The sequence below is a fragment of the Trinickia dabaoshanensis genome, assembly GCF_002879885.1.
In the GTDB taxonomy this organism is placed as follows: domain Bacteria; phylum Pseudomonadota; class Gammaproteobacteria; order Burkholderiales; family Burkholderiaceae; genus Trinickia; species Trinickia dabaoshanensis.
Genome location: NZ_PNYA01000001.1, coordinates 89,605 through 106,193 on the forward strand (window position 1 = coordinate 89,605; position 16,589 = coordinate 106,193).

Below are 16,589 nucleotides of genomic sequence, written 5' to 3' on the forward strand. Positions count from 1 at the left end.
CGTTGCACGTCACTTACGGGCCGAACGCGCCGCGAGTGCGTAGAACGTCCCGCCGAGCGCTACGCCGATGAACCACGAGAAGTTCGCGAGCGAGGCCAAAGCGGGCGTCATGACGCACGCCACCGCGATAACGGCCGCGGCCAATACGGCCAAGACCGCGCGCCGGTTCACGCCACCGCGATACCAATACTTGCCCGTCTCGGACATCGAATAGAGATCGTCCAAGACCACGCGCTGGCGTTTGACGAAGAAGTAATCGACGATCAGGACGCCATACAGCGGCCCGATGAACGAACCCAGCACATCGAGCGTGTAATGAATCACAGCCGGGTTGTTGAACAGGTTCCAGGGCGTGATGAACACCGAGGCGACCGCGGCCACCATGCCGCCGGCACGCCAACTGATGTGCTTGGGCGCGACGTTCGAAAAGTCGAACGCCGGCGATACGAAGTTCGCGACGATGTTGATGCCGATCGTGGCGATCATGAACGTCAACGCGCCGAGTACGACCGCGAATGGATGATCGATACGCGCAACCGTCGCGACCGGATCGGTGATCAGCTCGCCGAACACGGGCAGCGTGGCCGACGTGGTCACCACGGTGACGAGCGAAAACGCGAGGAAGTTGACGGGCAGGCCCCAAAAGTTGCCGAGCTTCACGCTTCGATAGCTTTCGCAGTACCGCGAGAAATCGCCGAAGTTGAGCATCGGGCCCGAGAAATACGACACCACGAGCGAGATCGCCGTGATCGTGACGGGCAACGCCTCCCAGCCGTGATACTTCACGGTGCCCAGGTTCAGCCGAATGTTCGAGATACCGGCGCGCGCCACCATGTAGCCGGCCAAGATGAACATCACGACATAAACCGCGGGGCCGGCGAAGTCGATGAACTTCTTGATCGTCTCCATGCCGTTCCAAAACACGAGCGCCTGCAGCACCCAGAGCACCATGAATCCGGCCCAGCCGAGCGTCGATAAGCCGAGCCAGCCATGCTGGTGGACATCGGCGTACGGCATCAACTGCGGGGCAAACTTCAGCAGCACGATAACGAACGCGCTCGATGCGAGATACGTTTGGATTCCGTACCATGCGACGGCGATCAAGCCGCGAATCACGGCCGGGATGTTGGCCCCGAGCACGCCGAACGTCGCCCGGCAAATGACCGGATAAGGCACGCCGTTGCGTTGGCTCGATTTGGCGATCAAGTTTGCGAATACGTTGACGATGCCGATCCCGACGAGCAACGCAATCAGCACTTGCCAACTGGTCAGGCCCAACGCGAAGAGGCTACCCGCGAAGACGTATCCGCCCACGCTGTGCACGTCCGACATCCAGAACGCAAAGATGTTGTAACTGCCCCAGTGCTGATCGCGCAGCGGAGCGAGATCGGCATTGCACAAGCGGTCGCTGTAACCGGCGGGAAGACGAGAATCGGTGGGGACGGCCGATGGGCCGACGGCGCCGGCATCGGTTGGAACGGTCAAGTCAGGCATGAGCGTCTCCGGTGAAAGACAAGAGCGGGCTCGCGCGGCACCTCTCATGCCGACGCGCGGTTGGGCGCCTGGATCGACTGGCCGCAGCCGGCGCATCTTGCGGCCATCACTTCGACTCTTACTTAGTTGTACTAAGCAAATACAGGAGAGCGCGCGCTCGTCGACGCGAGCGCGGCTTAAGCGCCGAACACCTCGCGCAAATCGGCCGCGCCGCGCGCGGGCCGATCGAGCATCTTCAATTCGACCGTTTCCAAATGCCGCGCCATCAACTCCGAGGCGCGGACCGAATCGCCCGCGCCGATCGCCTCGACGATCTCGGCATGTTCGTCGAACGAGCATGGGCTGCGTCCGAGCGATTCGTACAACGCGGAAATCAACGTCGAGCGCGCCACGAGACCCGACAAGCAATCGCAAAGCACCTCGTTGCCGGTCAATGCCGCGAGCGAGGTATGAAATTCGCCCGACAACCGAATCCAGGCCCGAAAGTCGCGCTGCTCGAACGCACTGCGCTCGCGCTCGATCATTTTTGCGATCGCCTTCAAATGCCCCGCCCCTTGTCCGCCGCGATCCCGGCAGACGCGCTCGATCACCGCCCGCTCGATGATGCGGCGCATTTCGAAGACCTCATGCACCTGCTTGAGCGACGGGCTGGCGACGAACGCGCCACGATTCGGCTCCAGATCGACCAGATGCTCGCTGGCCAACAGCGAGAGCGCTTGGCGCACGCTGCCGCGCTTCACGCCGAACACCTCGCACAATTGCGCCTCGGTCAGCTTCGCGCCGGGCTCGAGCCGATGCTCGAGGATCGCGTCGCGGACGCGTTCGGCGATCGTCGTGGGCGTTGCGGACTCGGACATTTTCGGCTTCGGCATGTTGGGTATAGTAGGTTCGACATAAAGATTGTCAACAATTTATTTATCGCAGCGCTATGTCGTTCATACCGCAAACCACCCGACAAATCCACGTGTGGTGCATGAATGCGCCATCTGTGAGCATTCGGCGGTAGCCCATGCACCGAATTCCCGCACAGCGTGGCGAGATAAATTGTTAACAATTTGGATTGCCGCAACGTGGCGGGATCGAGCGCGCGCGTCGCGCCACGGGGGCTTCAGCGCAACGTGGGATGTCCGTTGACGGTCAGCGCGAAGCCGTCGCGCCCGGCTCGTAGCCGCGCCTGTGCACCAAAGGGCAGCGTGACGAGATCCGCGCCATGACCGAAGCGCAAACCTTGGACGATCGGCAGCCCGCTGAAGGCGCGGACCTGCTCGAGCATGGTCGCGAAGTCGTAGCCGTTGTCGTAAGGCGAGAGCTTGCCGCCCGTGAAATCGCCGAGGACGAGCGCCCGCTGACGGGCGAGGATGCCGGCGAGATGCAGTTGATAAAGCATCCGCTCTAGACGGTACGGATGCTCGTTGATGTCTTCGAGAAAGAGGATGCCGCCGTCGATCCGCGGCATATAGGGCGTGCCCGCGAGCGCGGCGATCATGGCGAGATTGCCGCCCCAGAGCGTGCCCTCGACGTCGATGGAGCCGGGTTGGGCGAGCGTTTCGCTCACGGTGAATTCGGGCGATTCGAGCGCTCGCCAAAAATGCTCGGTCGTGAAGCCGCTTAGCTCGGGTGCCCCGAAATTGCCGGCCAGCATCGGGCCGCCGAACGTCACGAGGCCCGCGCGCGCATAGAGCGCCAGTTGAATTGCCGTGAAATCGCTATGGCCGCAAATCGCGATGGGCGCACCGCTCAGCCTGTGCGAGAGTCCTTCGTAATCGAGAGAGTCCAGAATCCGCACCGCGCCGTAACCGCCTCGCACCGCAAGGACGATATCAGGCAGCGGACGGTCCGGATCGGCCAGCCGGTTCAGATCGTTCGCGCGCTCGGCGTCGGTGCCGCCGAAACGCAAATGGCGCCGCTGCGCGAGCTCGTCGCCAAGCACGCGGTGACCGTCCGCCCGCAGCCGCGCAACAGCGCGTTCGAAGGCGGGTACATCGGGCGGATAGCCGGAGGGAGCGACGATTTCGATGGTGCGCGAACGGGTCATGCACGGCATTTTAGCCGATGTATCGTCCGTGCCGCCGCGCGGCGCGCTTAGACCGGCTGATGCGGGATGCAGGCTGCCGAGGCTGCCGCGGCCGCCTCGCGTTCGGCACGAATCGTCTGGCGCCGATGAGCGAAGAACGACTTCAGTGTGTCGCCGCATTCAGTCGCGAGCACGCCGCCCGCGACTTCGGTGTGGTGATTGAGCTGACGATTGGCGAAGGCATCGACGACGCTGCCGCACGCGCCCGTCTTCGGATCATGCGCACCGAACACGACGCGCGCGATCCGCGCGTGCATGATGGCCCCCGCGCACATGAGGCATGGCTCGAGCGTCACGTACAGCTCGCAGCCGGGCAGGCGGTAGTTCCGCAGGGATTGAGCGGCTGCGCGCAAGGCGGCCATTTCGGCATGGGCGGACGGGTCGTGCCCGCCGATAGGATGGTTGAAGCCCGTGGCGATGACCTCGTCGCCGCGCACCAACACGGCGCCGACAGGCACCTCGCCCGCCGCGCGCGCCGACTCGGCAGCCTCCAGTGCGAGCGTCATATAGCGCCGGTCGCGCTCGGACACCGCTACTTCAGGCCGCGGCTCGGCGTTAGCCGGGACGGCGGTGTCCTGCTTCGGCGAAAGAGGCGCCGCGAGCGGTTGGCTCACGAAAGCCCCGCTAGCTGAGTGCTAGCCGCGCCGTCCTCGCCGTCCTCGCCGGCAGACACGCGCTCGGAAAGACGCTCGGCGATACGCCGGCAATATTCGCGCGGCACCACGGTCGGCTCCCCACGCAGCGATTCGAGCGCCATATCGAGCGCGAGCAGCTTCGCTTGCACTTGGCAACGCGTCGCGTGATCGCCGGCGGCGTCGAGTTCGTCCTTCAGATGCCGCAACGAGCGCAACTGCTCGACCGCCGGCGGCACGAAACCTGCGTTTTTCAAAATCCGATTGGCGACGCGGACTTCCTCGGGCACGAGCAAGTCATCGTCTAGTTCCTGCGGCGCCCCTGCACCCGGCAAATCGTCGAACTCGCCACGCGCGGCGGCGGCGGCAATGCGCTGTTCGACTAAGGCATCAAGCAATTTCATCTGCGATCCACTACATTGCGGCGAGCGCATTTTACCAGGGAGTCGAGGCCGGTTTGGTGGAGCGAACGCTCGGGAAGCGGCCGCCGGGGTCCGAACGAACCCGCCGAGCCTTACGGGGCGGCGAGTTCGCGGGCGCCGTGCGACGCTCACCGCGCTCCTACGTGCGCTTTTCCCGGAGACAGGTCACTTGCCGACTTTCGCCCGCATTTCGCGCGCCGTCTCCAGCAAACCTTCGTAACCCGCCCGGGTATGCTCCGGCAGGTCCGGGTCGCCCACCAAAGCGCCGAGCGTCTCGATAAGGCTGTAAAGAATTCCCTTGGCGGCGCTGACGGCGATATTGCCCGACGAGAGCAACGTATCGACGTGATTCAGCGCATCGTTCAGATGGGCGAGATCGGGTGTTTTCGGATCTTCTTGCGGCCGGTTCGGGTCGGGAGTCATGATGGCATTCCTGTCGGTCTGATTTTGGCGAGCCAAGCTCGTTCGACTCTTATATACCGGGCGGGCGCCATCGTCCACTGCTGACGGGCAATGGCGTATCCGGTCGCCGCGCCGTGGAACGCTGCCCGCACCGCTCTCGGCGAATGGGACATGCGACCGTTTGCCGCGCAAGGGGCTCGGCAACGCGACCTAACCGTTCCGAGGGTTTTTAAAGGAACGAGCGCTCGCGCGTTCGGTCCTCGCCTCGATCGCCTTCACGACGGACACCATGTCCTGCCCGCCGAGTCCCAACTCGCGCGCTTCGCGATACAGGCTATGACAGACGTCGAGCAACGGCGCAGCGATGTTCGCGCCGCGCGCGGCCGCGGCAATGAGCCGATTGTTGTCCAAAACGTTCTCGATGCTGGCTTGCTCGTCGAAATCGCCGTGCAGCAGCTTCGCGGCTTTTACGCGCGACACATCGCTCGCCATGGGCCCCGCATCGACGATCGCGACGAATTGCGCAAGATCCAAACCGTGCTCGCGCGCGAAATGCATGGCCTCGGCGAGCCCCGTCACCATCGTGATCAGAAAGAGGTTCACGGCTAGCTTCATCGTCAATGCCGCGGGCACCTCGCCGCAATACTCCGAACGTTTGGCCATCGCCTCGAATAGCGGCCGTACCGCGGCTACCGCCTCTTGCTTGCCGGCCAGCATCGCCACGAGTTCGGCAGCCTGCGCGGGTTTGCGCGAGCCCGATACCGGCGCCTCGACATAACGGCCACCCGCCGCGCGGACGGCCTCGTCGAGCCCCCGCGAGTAGGCCGGCGACGTGGTTCCCATATGCACGATCGTGCGCCCCCGCACACGGTGTCGAAATTGCGGCTCGCCGCGCGCGAGGACCAGGTCGATGGCTTCGGCGTTGGCAAGCATCAGCAACACGGTTTCGCATTGCTCGAAGACATGGGCGCAATCATCGGCCACGCGCGCGCCCGCCTCGGCCAAGACGGCGCGCTTGAAAGCCGAGCGGTTCCATACGAGAAGATCGACTCCCGCTTTGCGCAGGTTGAGCGCCATCGGCTCCCCCATGGCACCGAGCCCGATAAAGCCGATGGGCGTATTCGACTGAACCATTGCATCGTCCCTTTGTAACGTTCTCGATCTCGTTGCCGTCTCGTTCGCGACGGAGCCCATACTAGGGATCTGCTACTGTTCTGAAAATCGAAATGTTCGAAACTCCCACTTCAGGAAATCGAAATTGAGCCAGCCCCTGAACTTCGATATGGATGCGCTGCGCACCATGGTCGTCGGCGTGGAGTTGGGCGGTTTCGCGCATGCGGCGACGCGTCTGCATCGCTCGCCCTCGGCGGTCAGCATGCAATTGCGAAAGCTCGAAGCGCAAGCCGGGCAGCGGCTGTTCGAGCGGCGCGGCCGCGGACTCGCGCTGACCGACGCCGGCCTCGTCTTGCTGCAGTATGCGCGCCGCGTTCTCGCACTGAACGACGAACTCGGCAATGCGCTCGGCGCGGCCGATACGCGCGCGGCTATCCGTCTCGGTATCCCCCAGGATTTCGCCGACGTGATGTTGCAAGACTTGCTGATCCGATACGCCGCCTCGCGGCCGCACGCGCAGCTAGAGATCAAGGCGGGACGAAACTTCGAACTCGCGGCCGACGTCGCGTGCGGCAAACTCGATGTCGCCGTTGCCTTCTCCGTCGCGCCCACACTCGGCGCGCAACGAATTGCCACCGTTCCGGCTGTCTGGCTCGGCTGCGCCTCGATGCTGCCGAGCGCAGGCGCGAGCCCGACCGTACCGCTGGCCGTCTTCGACGGGCCCTGCTTATTCCGCGACATGGCGATCGACGCACTTTCGCGCGCGGGCATCGGCTGGCGTCTCATGATGACGACCCCAAGTCTCGCCAGCCTCTGGTGCGGGATGCAAGCGGGTCTCGGCGTGACGGTGCGCACGGCGCTGGCCGTGCCCGAGCGCCTGTCCGTCCTTGCCGGCGGACCTGCGCTGGGGCCCGTCGATATCGTCGTGCATCGAGCGAGCCGCTGCAGCGAGGACGCCCATGCGCTCGGCGATTTATTGCAAGCGTCGATCCGCAAGCATTACGCCGCGCAGCCGCGTTAGGGTTCGTCGCCGACGCGAAGCCGGCGCGCTAACCGACCTAGCCCGCGATGGCGTCGTCTAATGCGCGATGGCGATCTTGCCGAAGTGCTGACCGCCTTGCGCGAGATAAGCATAGGCCTGAGGCACTTCGTCGATGCCGAAAGTCGTATCGACGACGGGCGCGATCTTGCTCGCGGCAACGGCTCGCGCCACGTCCCGCAGGTCGGAGACGGGCCCCGTATTGTTGCCCTGCACGTTCAGCGCTTTCGTCATGATCGCCATTAGATCGGCGGACGCCGTGGCGCCCGTCACGAAGCCGATGACGAAGACCGTTGCGCCGACCGCGGCCGCGTTGACCGAGCGACCGAACGTTTGCGTGCCGCCGGTCTCGATGATCAAGTCGGCCCCCTCGCCGTTCGTCAGTTCGAGCACGGCTTCGTCCCACGCCGGCGTACGGCGATAGTTGATGAGATGATCGGCGCCGAGTGCCTTCGCGCGCTCGAGCTTCTCGTCGGACGAGGATGTGATGATCACCGTCGCGCCGGCCGCTTTCGCTAGCTGCAGCGCGAATACGCTCACCCCGCCGGTGCCGATCAACGCCACCACCGAACCGGGGCGCACGTTCGCGGCCCGAAGGCCGCGCCAAGCCGTCGTCGCCGCGATCGGCAACGTTGCGGCCGCCGTGTCGCTCAAATGCGCCGGCGTCGGAACGAGCCCGCTCGCCGGCAACACCACGTATTCGGCCAACGAACCGGGCAACACGACACCCCGTGTGGCCGCACTGACCGATGCGCGCGCTGGGCCGCCAACCCAAAGCGGCTTCGAATGGGGAATCACACGGTCGCCGATCGCGAATTCGCCGACCCCGGCGCCGATCTCCGCGACTTCGCCCGCGCCGTCCGCAACGGGAACGATCGGGAAGTGCGGCACCTTGTACCGGCCCGTGGCAACGGCGAGGTCGATGAAATTCAGACTCGCCGCGCGCATCCGCACCAAGACCTCGCCGGGCCCCGGATGCGGTTGCGCCAACGTCACACTGCGCAAAGCCTCGAGCGTCGGGGCGGAAAGTTCGATTGCTCGCATGGTCGTGCTCCTGAGTGGGTATGACGTCAGATTACTCGTGCACGTATGCGGTATAAACTATCCGCACCACACGACACTCATGCACCCCATGCAGCAATGGCCAGACGGGAACGAAGTAGCCGAGATCGCGGCGTTTGCCGCTGTCGCGGAGCAAGGATCCTTTGCCAAGGCGGCCGCGGTACTCGGCCGCGATCCGACCGTGCTATCGCGCCGAGTGCAGTCGCTCGAACAGCGGTTAGGCGTGCGGCTGTTCACTCGAACCACGCGCCACGTCGCGTTGACCGAAGCGGGTACCGGCTTTCTCGCTCGGGCCCAGGCAATCGCGGCCGCTTTTGACGAGGCGCGGGAAGAAGCCGCCACGCATGGCCGCGGCGAGCCCCGCGGCACGCTCAGGTTGGCGCTGCCCGGGACGTTCGGACGAATGTGGATCGCCCCTTACCTTCCGGATTTTTTAGCGGCGTATCCGCGAGTGCGGATCGACGCCTCGTATTCGAATCAATTCGTCGATCTCGTGGCGGAAGGATTCGACGCGGCCGTTCGGCTGGCGGAGCTCGCCGATTCCAGGCTCGTCGCGCGGCGCATCGCGCCAAGACGGCGGCTCCTGTGCGCCTCGCCCGCGTTCCTCGAACGCTATGGCGCGCCCACCCGGCCCGAGGACTTGCAGCAACTGCCTTGCCTGGTCTTCACGGGCTTGGCCTCACACCCGAACTGGACCTTCGGCAACGAGCAAGGCGAACGCGTGACGGTACGCGCGGACGGCCCGCTGGTGTCGGACGATGCTCAAGGACTCGTGCAGGCGGCGGAACGGGGATTGGGCATCATGTTGAGCACCGACTGGCTCGTGGGCCGTGAGCTTGCACTAGGGACGCTAGTACCCGTTCTCCCCGAATGGCTGCCGCGCGACGAAGGCGCGATTTATACCGTGGTACCGTCCAACCGGTTGCTACCGGCCAAAACGCGAGCATTCATCGATTGGATCGCCTCTCGATTTTCCCCGGTAGCGCCCTGGCGCGCGGGGCTCAGTGTGCCCACGGATCGATGACGGCAATACCGCAATCGACGAAATCCTTCACGTTGCGCGTGGCCAGCGTGGCGCCCGTTGAGCGCGCGACCGCTGCGATCATCGCATCGAACTGGCTGATTTGTTTGCCCGCGCTTCGACGGGAGACGGCGATCGTGGCATACAGATCCGCCGCATCGCTGTCGAACGTCAGCAGCCGTCCGGCAAAGTCCTCTTCGAAAATGGCTTCGACAGCCGTGGACAACGCTTGCTTGCGAGGGCCGTCGGCCAAGAGGCCGAGGCCATAAAGAATCTCCGCGCGCGTAATCGTCGTCGTGAACAGGGCCGCCCGGCGTTGAGCGCGAAACCATTCGATTACGCGGGGATCCGGTGCCGACCTCAACGTTTCCGAGAGGACGTTCGTATCGAGAACGATCATGCGCCGAAATCCACTCGATCCGGAATCGTCTCCCGAGCCGGCAAGGCCAGATCGACACCGCCAAGCGGCGACATGCGCGAACGAATGGAGTCGATCAAGCTTTGCCGCGCGGCATCGGCTTGCGTCGAGAGCGCGGCGCGCAAAATGTCCCGCGCCTCGTCCTCCATCGAGCGCCCGTGATGCGCCGCCTGCACGCGCAAGCGGGATTTGAGTTGTTCGTCGATGTTGCGAATCGTCATACTCGCCATGCCGGGGCCCTCCATTAATCATTGATTGCATTTTAATCAATGATTGCAAATAGGACAACCGAAGCGGTCCGCCGCGTCCTTCCCACTGCGTCCGGCGGACGGTCCACGATGCCCGCGCAGCCGCGCTGGGCGTGAGCGCCAGGCATAATCGCAGTCGCGTCGACGCGCCGACGTCCGCTCCCGTGTGGCGCGCTTGGACAACGGTTTTCATCTCGTATTTCATCGCTCAATCGATCCTTGCCGGGTTGGGTTCATCGTGCCGGCCCTGAGCCCTGAGTCGCGAAGCACACGAAAGCAATGAGCCGACAGCCGATTCTCGCCCTGCGGCATTCGGCTCGATAGCCGTCCGAACGGCTAACGCAGCGTTGCGCCGCCAAGCAAGCCGTCGCGGTTTCGGCAAGCATGCGGCGCACTGCTCGTCCGGGGGAACGAGCAAGGGCTAAAGGAAAAGGGGACGCGAGCGCGCCGGCCGGGCCTACGCCCTAACCCGCTCGGTATCGGAAATGTGGTATTTGCGCATCTTTTCCCACAGCACTTTGCGGCTGATGCCTAGGTACTGCGCGGTGTCCTGGCGACGCCAGCCGTTGGTCGCCAGCGCATCGAGAACTCGCGTTCGATCGGCCATGTCCCATCGCTGATAGTCTTGCGAGCCCAGGGACAGCGCGGCTTGCGTCCTTTGCACATGCCCCAGCAGCGCCTGCAGCCGCTGCGGATCCCACGCGCGCATCTGCTTCACCGTCACACCGATACGTTCGGCCAGATTGCGCAACTCCCGCACATTGCCGGGAAAGCGCATTTTCGCGATCGCCTCGGTCAGCCACGGCGGCACATCGGGCAGTGTCCCCGCGAGTTCATCGCCAAAGAGCGAACTGATCACGGAGCGGAAGATACCGATCTTCTCGGCACTACCGCGTTCTTGGAGCGACGGCACGTACATCTCGATCACCGCCAGGCGATAGTAGAGATCGGCCCGGAACATCCCCGCCGCCACGAGGCGCGGCAAATCCTTATTGGTCGCCGCGAGCACGCGCAGATTCACGCTCATGGGCACGGACGAGCCGACTCGTGTCACGCACCCATCCTCGAGCACCCGCAAAAGCTTCACTTGCTGATGCAAGGGCAGATCGCCAATTTCGTCGAGAAACAGCGTGCCGTGATCGGCGCGCTCGAAGTACCCCTCGTGCGCACCGACGGCCCCCGTAAAGGCCCCCTTTGCATGGCCGAAAAAATGCGATTCGAATAAGCCGTCCGGTATTGCACCGCAATTCACCGCGACGAAGGCGCCGTGGCTGCGCCTCGCGTGCTTCGTATGCAGCAGTTTCGCGACGCGTTCCTTGCCGACGCCGGTTTCGCCGCGAATCAACACGTTCGTATCGCAATCGGCAAACATATCGACTTCGTGCAGTAAGGCTCGCATGCATTCGGAGTGAGCGATGAATGCCGTGGCGCCGGATCGATCGGCGGGGTTAGCACTGACGCGGGTAGCCCGTTTCGCGACCAGAGCGCGCAACGCAGCGCCGGTAAACGCGAGCGGCAATACGTCGAGACCGGCATGTGTCGCGCGCTCGCCCAACGGCTCCAAGTCTCCGACCCAAATCACGGGCATCACGCTCGCCCGCTGGCATTCTTCGAGTGTGGGAGCCGAGCACCCCACGGCATCCGTGCTGATGATGGCCACGCACGCGCGCGAGGCGGCTTGCGCCGGCGCGATCGTCAAATCGTCGATAGGAATGACGTTCACATCGATTCGATCGAAGCAACGCCGCACTCGGCTGACTAGACCGGTGCCGCCATCTAGAACGTAAAGATCCAGCGAACCGTTTTTTTCGACGCCTTTCATCGTGTTTCGCCAGTTGTACGGACTCGCCCGAGGCAAGCGAACCCCGCGCCCGGTCGTTGCACCGAAGCGCGGATCCGATTCGTCCGCTAAAGGTGGATGATTCGCGAATGCCTACCGGTTCGATTCGCGATTCGCCAACGCGTGCAAGGCGTTAAAACGCGCCGACCGGTATTCGACCGGGCTCACCCCGAATTGCTTGACGAAGTGCTTGCGAAGATGGTCCCCATTGAATAGACCGCAATGGCGCGCGATCTTATCGACGGGAAGCGCCGTCGTGACGAGCAGCTTCCGAGCGTTTTCGAGCCGCACCTTCGACAAATACTCGTGCGGCGTATGGCCCATCTCCGCACGGAACCGTCGCAAAAAATTCCGCTCGCTCATCAGGGCGTGTTCGGCCATCGCCGATATCGAAATGCGGCTACCGTAGTGCTCGTTGAGCCACTCGACCGTGGACCTGATCCGTTCGCTAGCCGACGGCTGATCGATCAACACGCCCGCCGCCGACGTCTCGGCCGTCGTGTCGCTGGGTCTCGCGGCTTGCGCGCTGTCCCAGCCGGTCCGCTCCGGGGCGGCGTCGGAACTGGCATCCGGCTTGCCATGGGAAGGCAGCGTCTGCGCATCAGCCGGAGGATGGGCGGGCATCGTCCCTACGGGACACGCATCGATCGCTAGCCCGATGATCTTCGCGCCGGCGCCGGCGCGGGCCAGCCACGCGACGATTTCGGGCCGAGGTTCGGGTGTGCCGCTACCCCCTTTCGGAACGACGAAGTAGTTGAAGTCCTGCGGGTCGACATCGCGAATCGCCTCGCACCATACCGGCAGACGCGCATTCTCCCGCAGCACGAAGCCGCTGCGGCCCGCGATCATGGTAATACTGAGCTCGCCGCTCTTGTGCGCGGCGCTTTGCTCTTCGCCGAAGTGCTCGCACGTCTTTGCGAGAGCCTTCGCGACGTCGCTCGGCGAGCAATCGTCGCTGATCACGACGCCGATCCGGCACCCGCTCCCACTGTCCGCGACTGCGTCGCGAAATTCATTCGCCTTGTCTTGCGATAAGTGCTGCCCCCTTGGAGTCACCGGCAGCGGATCAGTGTTGCCCAGAAACATGACTCCTCCGGTCAAATCGTGAATTTGCGTTGCTGAGCGGCATCAGTCTAGCGTCCACCATTTCCTCTCTGGAAAATTTGTCCGAAGCGTAGGCCTCGTTGTCGCGATTTTCGGGGCGCGCAGGCGCCCGCTTCGACAAACACCGGCCAAGGCGACGCGTGCGAGCTACGCATCGCCTCCCATGGAATTTCGTTACGTGCAGCCTTGCGCCCGCAACCGGAGCGCTCCCGCGCCTTCGCGTCATCGTGTGACGGGCACCTTCACATCGCGGCGGGCGCGCGTCCCTCCTCGCTGATCGATAGGCTCTGCAGTTCGTCCACGCGCGTTCGGTAACGCGCGACAACGGCTTGGCGATCGCCAGTCGAATCGGAAATCGGATCGAGGTATATCCGGGGCATCATGTCGAAGGAAGAGTCGAATCGTTTTCGTGCTCGCGCGCCGTGGCCCGACGTAGCGCCGCCGCGACTCGAGTGGAAGTACGCGGCAAATATCCCGTTTTGCCGGGTGCGGCGCAACATGGACACCGGAAATTGGCGAATAAGTCCTAGGCTTGCGGCCGCCGCCGGGTGGAATTAGAACGCCGCCACAATTTGAACGACAACCCGATCGACTAACGCGAACAGGTTCCAACGTCAGGAGCCGGCCGGCGATAAATGTTTTTTTTAGCCGCCCGGCACCGGTCGATACGCCCACCAGAGCAATGTTCGGCAGGTCGGGATAATTCTCACGAGAGCGAACAAAAGAATCCTGATTTCGGGCGGGCATCGCGGGACCCGCCCTTGGATTTTGTTTATCGATATGGTTATTCCGTCGTCATCGCCGAAAAGGCGAACGCCATCCGCAATGGCGGTCAAAACGTGAACATCAAAGGGGCGGAACTGCGAAGAAACGCGTAAGCTGGGCCACTACTGCCTGTGGCGCCTCTTCCGGCATGTAGTGCCCGCAATTGTCGAATATGCCGCCTTCGACCTCGTCGGCAACAAGCCGCATGGTGGCCAAAAGTGCGCCGCCGACACCGCCGTCGGCGCCGTACGCGAGCACCGGCATCGTCAACTTGCGCGCGCCGCGTGCCCGGTTCTGTTCCAGCCCTGCCGCGCTGAAACCATACCGGTAATAAGACAACGCCGCGCGGGTCGCGCCGGGCGCCTCGTTCACGCGAACGTATTCGTCGAGATCGGCGGAGTCGATCGTCCAAGGCCTCACCGCCTTGGCGCGGAACAGCCAGGTGAGGAATGCGCGTTCGCGCCCTTGCAACAGCAATTCGGGTAGATCGTCGAGACGGTTGAAACCGAAGTGCCAACTTTTGACGTTAGCCTGCTCCGAAGGAATTCCGCCGGGCGGTGGCACGCTCACGCCAGGTAGCGCGGCATCGAATACGGCAAGCCGCCTCGCGTCCGTCGGCCAGTCGGCCGCGAGCGCATACGCGATCCAAGTACCGATATCGTGACCGACTACGTCGATGCCGCCCGTGCCCGCGAGACCGAGCGCGCCGATCAATCCATGCAGTTCCGCCGCGACGGTCCGCAAATCGTAACCGTCGGCGGGCCGGTCCGAGTCGCCCATGCCGCGCGGATCGACGGCGATGACACGCCGGCCGGCCGCGGCGAGAAGCGGCATCACGTAACGCCATACGTACCAGCTTTGCGGCCAGCCCGGCAACAGCAACACCGGTTCGCCCTGCCCGCCTTCCACGTAGTGCAGCCGCACGCCGTCGACGCTTGCCGTGCCGTGCCTGAACTGCGTCCAGAACGTTTCGGAATGAAAGCGGGCGCATGTGTCGGCGTCGGATGTGGGAATCGAATCGTGTGTCATGTGGACTCCAGGTGGGACTCTCAAATTTGGGAGCGATCGCTTCCAAATTGATCAAAAAAATTTCAGTCGAGCAGCGCGAGCGCTCGCTCGGCAACGCCCATCATTTCAGGCCCCGAACGGCCCGTTTTGCCGAGTACGCGCATACCCTGCACCATGCAAAGCAGCAAGCGCCCCGTCGTGCCCGCATCGACGCGCGCGGACACCGACCCGTCGCCCTGTCCTTCTTCGATAAGCTCGACCAGCCGCTGCTCGAGCGTCGCGAACTGGTTGCGCACGCGCTCGGCCATTTCCGGATCGGTACTGGCTAGATCGACGGCACTACCGACCACGAGGCAGCCGCGGCGCCCCTGCTTGCCCGCGCTATCTTCCGCATACGCCGCGAGGACCGCCTTGATTTTGTCGCGGCCGGTTTTCACGGAGGCCAGCTTGCGCGCCAGGCGTTCGCCGCGCAAGCGCTGATACCGCTCGAACGCGGCGAGAAAGACCCCGCGCTTGTCTTGAAAAGCTTTGTACAGACTGCCCTCGGCAATTTCCATTGCGCTCGTGAGTTTGCCCAACGAGGTAGCGTGATAGCCCGACTCGCTGAACACACCGATCGCCTTGTCGAGCGCCTGCTCGAGATCGAACTCGCGAGGACGGCCGGGGCCGCGCGATGCGGTAGAGGAACCAGTGGGTGCTTTCATCGCGCCATTATAGGAAGCAAACGCTTCCAAATCAACCGCATGCGCTGCACACATAGTCGATAAACCGCAATAACAAAGGATTCGTATCGGCGCTGCGCCAGCAGACACCGACAGGCCACTTCGACGCAGGGCCGGTCAAGGCTTGTTGGTGGGTGCGGTCGCCCAATGCTTGAACCCCGTGCCACGGCAAGAACGCAGCGCCCAACCCCGCGGCCACGATCGAATGGACGGTGAGGATATCGTCGGCTCGTTGGACGATACGCGGCTCGAAGTGGGCGCAGGCGCACCATTGAGCGATCTACCCGTCCAGCCCAGGCCCGCGCGATGGAGAAAGCGCGACGAAACCGAGTTCATTCCAGGCCGGCATCCGGCGCCGCGATGGGATCTTGACGTCGCGAGGAAGGACCAACGCGAGCCGTTCATCGAGGATTCGTTTGAAGGACAACCCCTCGATTCTTTCGGGCGCCCGGCAAAAACCCAGATCGAGCCGGCCATCGAGCAAGCGCTCGTGTTGCTCCTTCGACGGTAGATCGTTGAGTGTGATCTGACTCTCGGGGGTGGTCTCCCGGAAGCCGGCGATCAATTTCGGCGCGACGATCAGCGTGGAAATGCCAAAACCGATATCGAGATTACCGGTGTTGCCCGTAATGGCACGCTGCATTTTGACGTCGATCTCATCGCTCAACCGCAATAACGCGCGCGCTTCTTGCAAGAGCAGTTTTCCCAACGGCGTCAGCTTCGCACCGTGCCGGCCCCGTTCGAATAATGCACCGCCGACCGCGACTTCCAGCGCGTGCATTTGTTTGGACAGCGTGGACTGCGTGACGAACAGCTTCGATGCCGCCTTGCCGTAATGGCCCGTGTCGGACAGATGGACAAAGGCTTGCAACAGTTTTATATCCATTCGATATCCGACTTTTTTGCGTCGAAAAAGTCATTTTACGAAACGACCTTCGCATGGTCAAATGAGCTTCGACGGACTCGATAACGTTCCTGCGATCGCAGGATCAATGAACGAAGCAATTCGATCGCCGGCCGGTGTTCGTCACTTGCAAGAGCCGGTAATAAACCAAATCGGCCGACATCGTTCAACAGGATGACTTGCGCGGCGCGCATACGGTCGCCTGCCTGGATAAGCAGTCGAACTACCCTGACGCAATTGGCTTTGCCCTATCTCTTCCACTGGTTTCCGAAGTGAGTCGTCCAATATCGCCGGATCATTCGGCGTCAACCAGAAACACGA

Annotated in this window: 16 protein-coding genes and 1 pseudogene; 2 read left to right on the plus strand and 15 right to left on the minus strand. The window is 63.4% G+C overall.

Annotated features, from left to right (window positions below; translation table 11 throughout):
* Positions 1-9 precede the first annotated feature (9 nt).
* The 7 genes from C0Z18_RS00400 to C0Z18_RS00430 form a co-directional block, all read right to left on the minus strand.
* Positions 10-1,494, minus strand: coding sequence for an NCS1 family nucleobase:cation symporter-1 (locus tag C0Z18_RS00400; RefSeq protein ID WP_102643392.1), 1,485 nt, complete (start codon positions 1,492-1,494; stop codon positions 10-12).
* 176 nt (positions 1,495-1,670) lie between these two features.
* Entirely contained in the window at positions 1,671-2,351 is a 681-nt protein-coding gene (locus C0Z18_RS00405; protein ID WP_233216764.1) for a GntR family transcriptional regulator, read from the minus strand.
* A gap of 251 nt (positions 2,352-2,602) precedes the next feature.
* Positions 2,603-3,529 (minus strand): muramoyltetrapeptide carboxypeptidase, encoded by a 927-nt coding sequence (ldcA, locus tag C0Z18_RS00410; RefSeq protein ID WP_102643394.1) that lies wholly within the window; start codon positions 3,527-3,529, stop codon positions 2,603-2,605.
* A gap of 47 nt (positions 3,530-3,576) precedes the next feature.
* The gene (gene tadA, locus C0Z18_RS00415) at positions 3,577-4,182 is read right to left on the minus strand and encodes a tRNA adenosine(34) deaminase TadA (protein ID WP_102643395.1); all 606 of its coding nucleotides are present in this window, start codon (positions 4,180-4,182) and stop codon (positions 3,577-3,579) included.
* Positions 4,179-4,604: a DnaJ family domain-containing protein gene (locus C0Z18_RS00420; RefSeq protein WP_102643396.1), complete on the minus strand. Its 426-nt coding sequence runs from the start codon at positions 4,602-4,604 to the stop codon at positions 4,179-4,181. The genes tadA and C0Z18_RS00420 overlap by 4 nt, the downstream gene beginning before the upstream one ends.
* Positions 4,605-4,787: 183 nt before the next feature.
* Positions 4,788-5,045 carry a hypothetical protein gene (locus C0Z18_RS00425; protein ID WP_102643397.1) on the minus strand — a complete coding sequence of 86 codons (258 nt, stop codon included), beginning with the start codon at positions 5,043-5,045 and terminating at the stop codon, positions 4,788-4,790.
* A gap of 189 nt (positions 5,046-5,234) precedes the next feature.
* Positions 5,235-6,158 carry an NAD(P)-dependent oxidoreductase gene (locus tag C0Z18_RS00430; protein WP_102643398.1) on the minus strand — a complete coding sequence of 308 codons (924 nt, stop codon included), beginning with the start codon at positions 6,156-6,158 and terminating at the stop codon, positions 5,235-5,237.
* Between the two features lie 124 nt (positions 6,159-6,282).
* On the opposite strand from C0Z18_RS00430, the gene C0Z18_RS00435 reads away from it, so the two are divergent.
* Positions 6,283-7,158, plus strand: coding sequence for a LysR family transcriptional regulator (locus tag C0Z18_RS00435; protein ID WP_146013900.1), 876 nt, complete (start codon positions 6,283-6,285; stop codon positions 7,156-7,158).
* A gap of 57 nt (positions 7,159-7,215) precedes the next feature.
* On the opposite strand, the gene C0Z18_RS00440 is transcribed toward C0Z18_RS00435, so the two are convergent.
* Complete coding sequence (locus C0Z18_RS00440; protein WP_102643400.1) at positions 7,216-8,220, minus strand: zinc-dependent alcohol dehydrogenase family protein; 1,005 nt, start codon at positions 8,218-8,220, stop codon at positions 7,216-7,218.
* Between C0Z18_RS00440 and C0Z18_RS00445 the strand changes: the two genes are divergently transcribed.
* Positions 8,219-9,262 carry a LysR family transcriptional regulator gene (locus tag C0Z18_RS00445; protein WP_199189358.1) on the plus strand — a complete coding sequence of 348 codons (1,044 nt, stop codon included), beginning with the start codon at positions 8,219-8,221 and terminating at the stop codon, positions 9,260-9,262. The two genes, C0Z18_RS00440 and C0Z18_RS00445, sit on opposite strands and share 2 nt — an antisense overlap.
* Here the strand turns inward: C0Z18_RS00445 and C0Z18_RS00450 are convergent.
* The 7 genes and pseudogenes from C0Z18_RS00450 to C0Z18_RS00485 all read right to left on the minus strand — a co-directional run bounded on the left by C0Z18_RS00450 (position 9,240) and on the right by C0Z18_RS00485 (position 16,250).
* Positions 9,240-9,659, minus strand: a complete 420-nt coding sequence (locus C0Z18_RS00450; RefSeq protein WP_102643401.1) for a type II toxin-antitoxin system VapC family toxin — start codon at positions 9,657-9,659, stop codon at positions 9,240-9,242. The two genes, C0Z18_RS00445 and C0Z18_RS00450, sit on opposite strands and share 23 nt — an antisense overlap.
* Positions 9,656-9,907: a FitA-like ribbon-helix-helix domain-containing protein gene (locus C0Z18_RS00455; RefSeq protein ID WP_102643666.1), complete on the minus strand. Its 252-nt coding sequence runs from the start codon at positions 9,905-9,907 to the stop codon at positions 9,656-9,658. Before C0Z18_RS00455 ends, C0Z18_RS00450 begins: the two co-directional genes overlap by 4 nt.
* Positions 9,908-10,382: 475 nt before the next feature.
* Positions 10,383-11,747 carry a sigma 54-interacting transcriptional regulator gene (locus tag C0Z18_RS00460; RefSeq protein ID WP_102643402.1) on the minus strand — a complete coding sequence of 455 codons (1,365 nt, stop codon included), beginning with the start codon at positions 11,745-11,747 and terminating at the stop codon, positions 10,383-10,385.
* A 111-nt stretch (positions 11,748-11,858) separates the two neighbouring features.
* Positions 11,859-12,851: a helix-turn-helix domain-containing protein gene (locus C0Z18_RS00465; RefSeq protein ID WP_102643403.1), complete on the minus strand. Its 993-nt coding sequence runs from the start codon at positions 12,849-12,851 to the stop codon at positions 11,859-11,861.
* Between the two features lie 864 nt (positions 12,852-13,715).
* Complete coding sequence (locus C0Z18_RS00475; RefSeq protein WP_102643405.1) at positions 13,716-14,663, minus strand: alpha/beta fold hydrolase; 948 nt, start codon at positions 14,661-14,663, stop codon at positions 13,716-13,718.
* Between the two features lie 62 nt (positions 14,664-14,725).
* Positions 14,726-15,346, minus strand: coding sequence for a TetR/AcrR family transcriptional regulator (locus tag C0Z18_RS00480; RefSeq protein WP_102643667.1), 621 nt, complete (start codon positions 15,344-15,346; stop codon positions 14,726-14,728).
* 31 nt (positions 15,347-15,377) lie between these two features.
* Positions 15,378-16,250 (minus strand): annotated as a pseudogene (locus C0Z18_RS00485) (LysR family transcriptional regulator).
* Between the last annotated feature and the right edge of the window lie 339 nt (positions 16,251-16,589).

Coding starts and splice junctions, on each gene's coding strand:
- C0Z18_RS00400 (WP_102643392.1), bottom strand. CDS start 1,494: ATGCCTGACTTGACCGTTCCAACCGATGCCGGCGCCGTCGGCCCATCG.
- C0Z18_RS00405 (WP_233216764.1), bottom strand. CDS start 2,351: ATGTCCGAGTCCGCAACGCCCACGACGATCGCCGAACGCGTCCGCGAC.
- ldcA (WP_102643394.1), bottom strand. CDS start 3,529: ATGACCCGTTCGCGCACCATCGAAATCGTCGCTCCCTCCGGCTATCCG.
- C0Z18_RS00420 (WP_102643396.1), bottom strand. CDS start 4,604: ATGAAATTGCTTGATGCCTTAGTCGAACAGCGCATTGCCGCCGCCGCC.
- C0Z18_RS00425 (WP_102643397.1), bottom strand. CDS start 5,045: ATGACTCCCGACCCGAACCGGCCGCAAGAAGATCCGAAAACACCCGAT.
- C0Z18_RS00430 (WP_102643398.1), bottom strand. CDS start 6,158: ATGGTTCAGTCGAATACGCCCATCGGCTTTATCGGGCTCGGTGCCATG.
- C0Z18_RS00445 (WP_199189358.1), top strand. CDS start 8,219: ATGGTCGTGCTCCTGAGTGGGTATGACGTCAGATTACTCGTGCACGTA.
- C0Z18_RS00440 (WP_102643400.1), bottom strand. CDS start 8,220: ATGCGAGCAATCGAACTTTCCGCCCCGACGCTCGAGGCTTTGCGCAGT.
- C0Z18_RS00450 (WP_102643401.1), bottom strand. CDS start 9,659: ATGATCGTTCTCGATACGAACGTCCTCTCGGAAACGTTGAGGTCGGCA.
- C0Z18_RS00455 (WP_102643666.1), bottom strand. CDS start 9,907: ATGGCGAGTATGACGATTCGCAACATCGACGAACAACTCAAATCCCGC.
- C0Z18_RS00460 (WP_102643402.1), bottom strand. CDS start 11,747: ATGAAAGGCGTCGAAAAAAACGGTTCGCTGGATCTTTACGTTCTAGAT.
- C0Z18_RS00465 (WP_102643403.1), bottom strand. CDS start 12,851: ATGTTTCTGGGCAACACTGATCCGCTGCCGGTGACTCCAAGGGGGCAG.
- C0Z18_RS00475 (WP_102643405.1), bottom strand. CDS start 14,663: ATGACACACGATTCGATTCCCACATCCGACGCCGACACATGCGCCCGC.
- C0Z18_RS00480 (WP_102643667.1), bottom strand. CDS start 15,346: ATGAAAGCACCCACTGGTTCCTCTACCGCATCGCGCGGCCCCGGCCGT.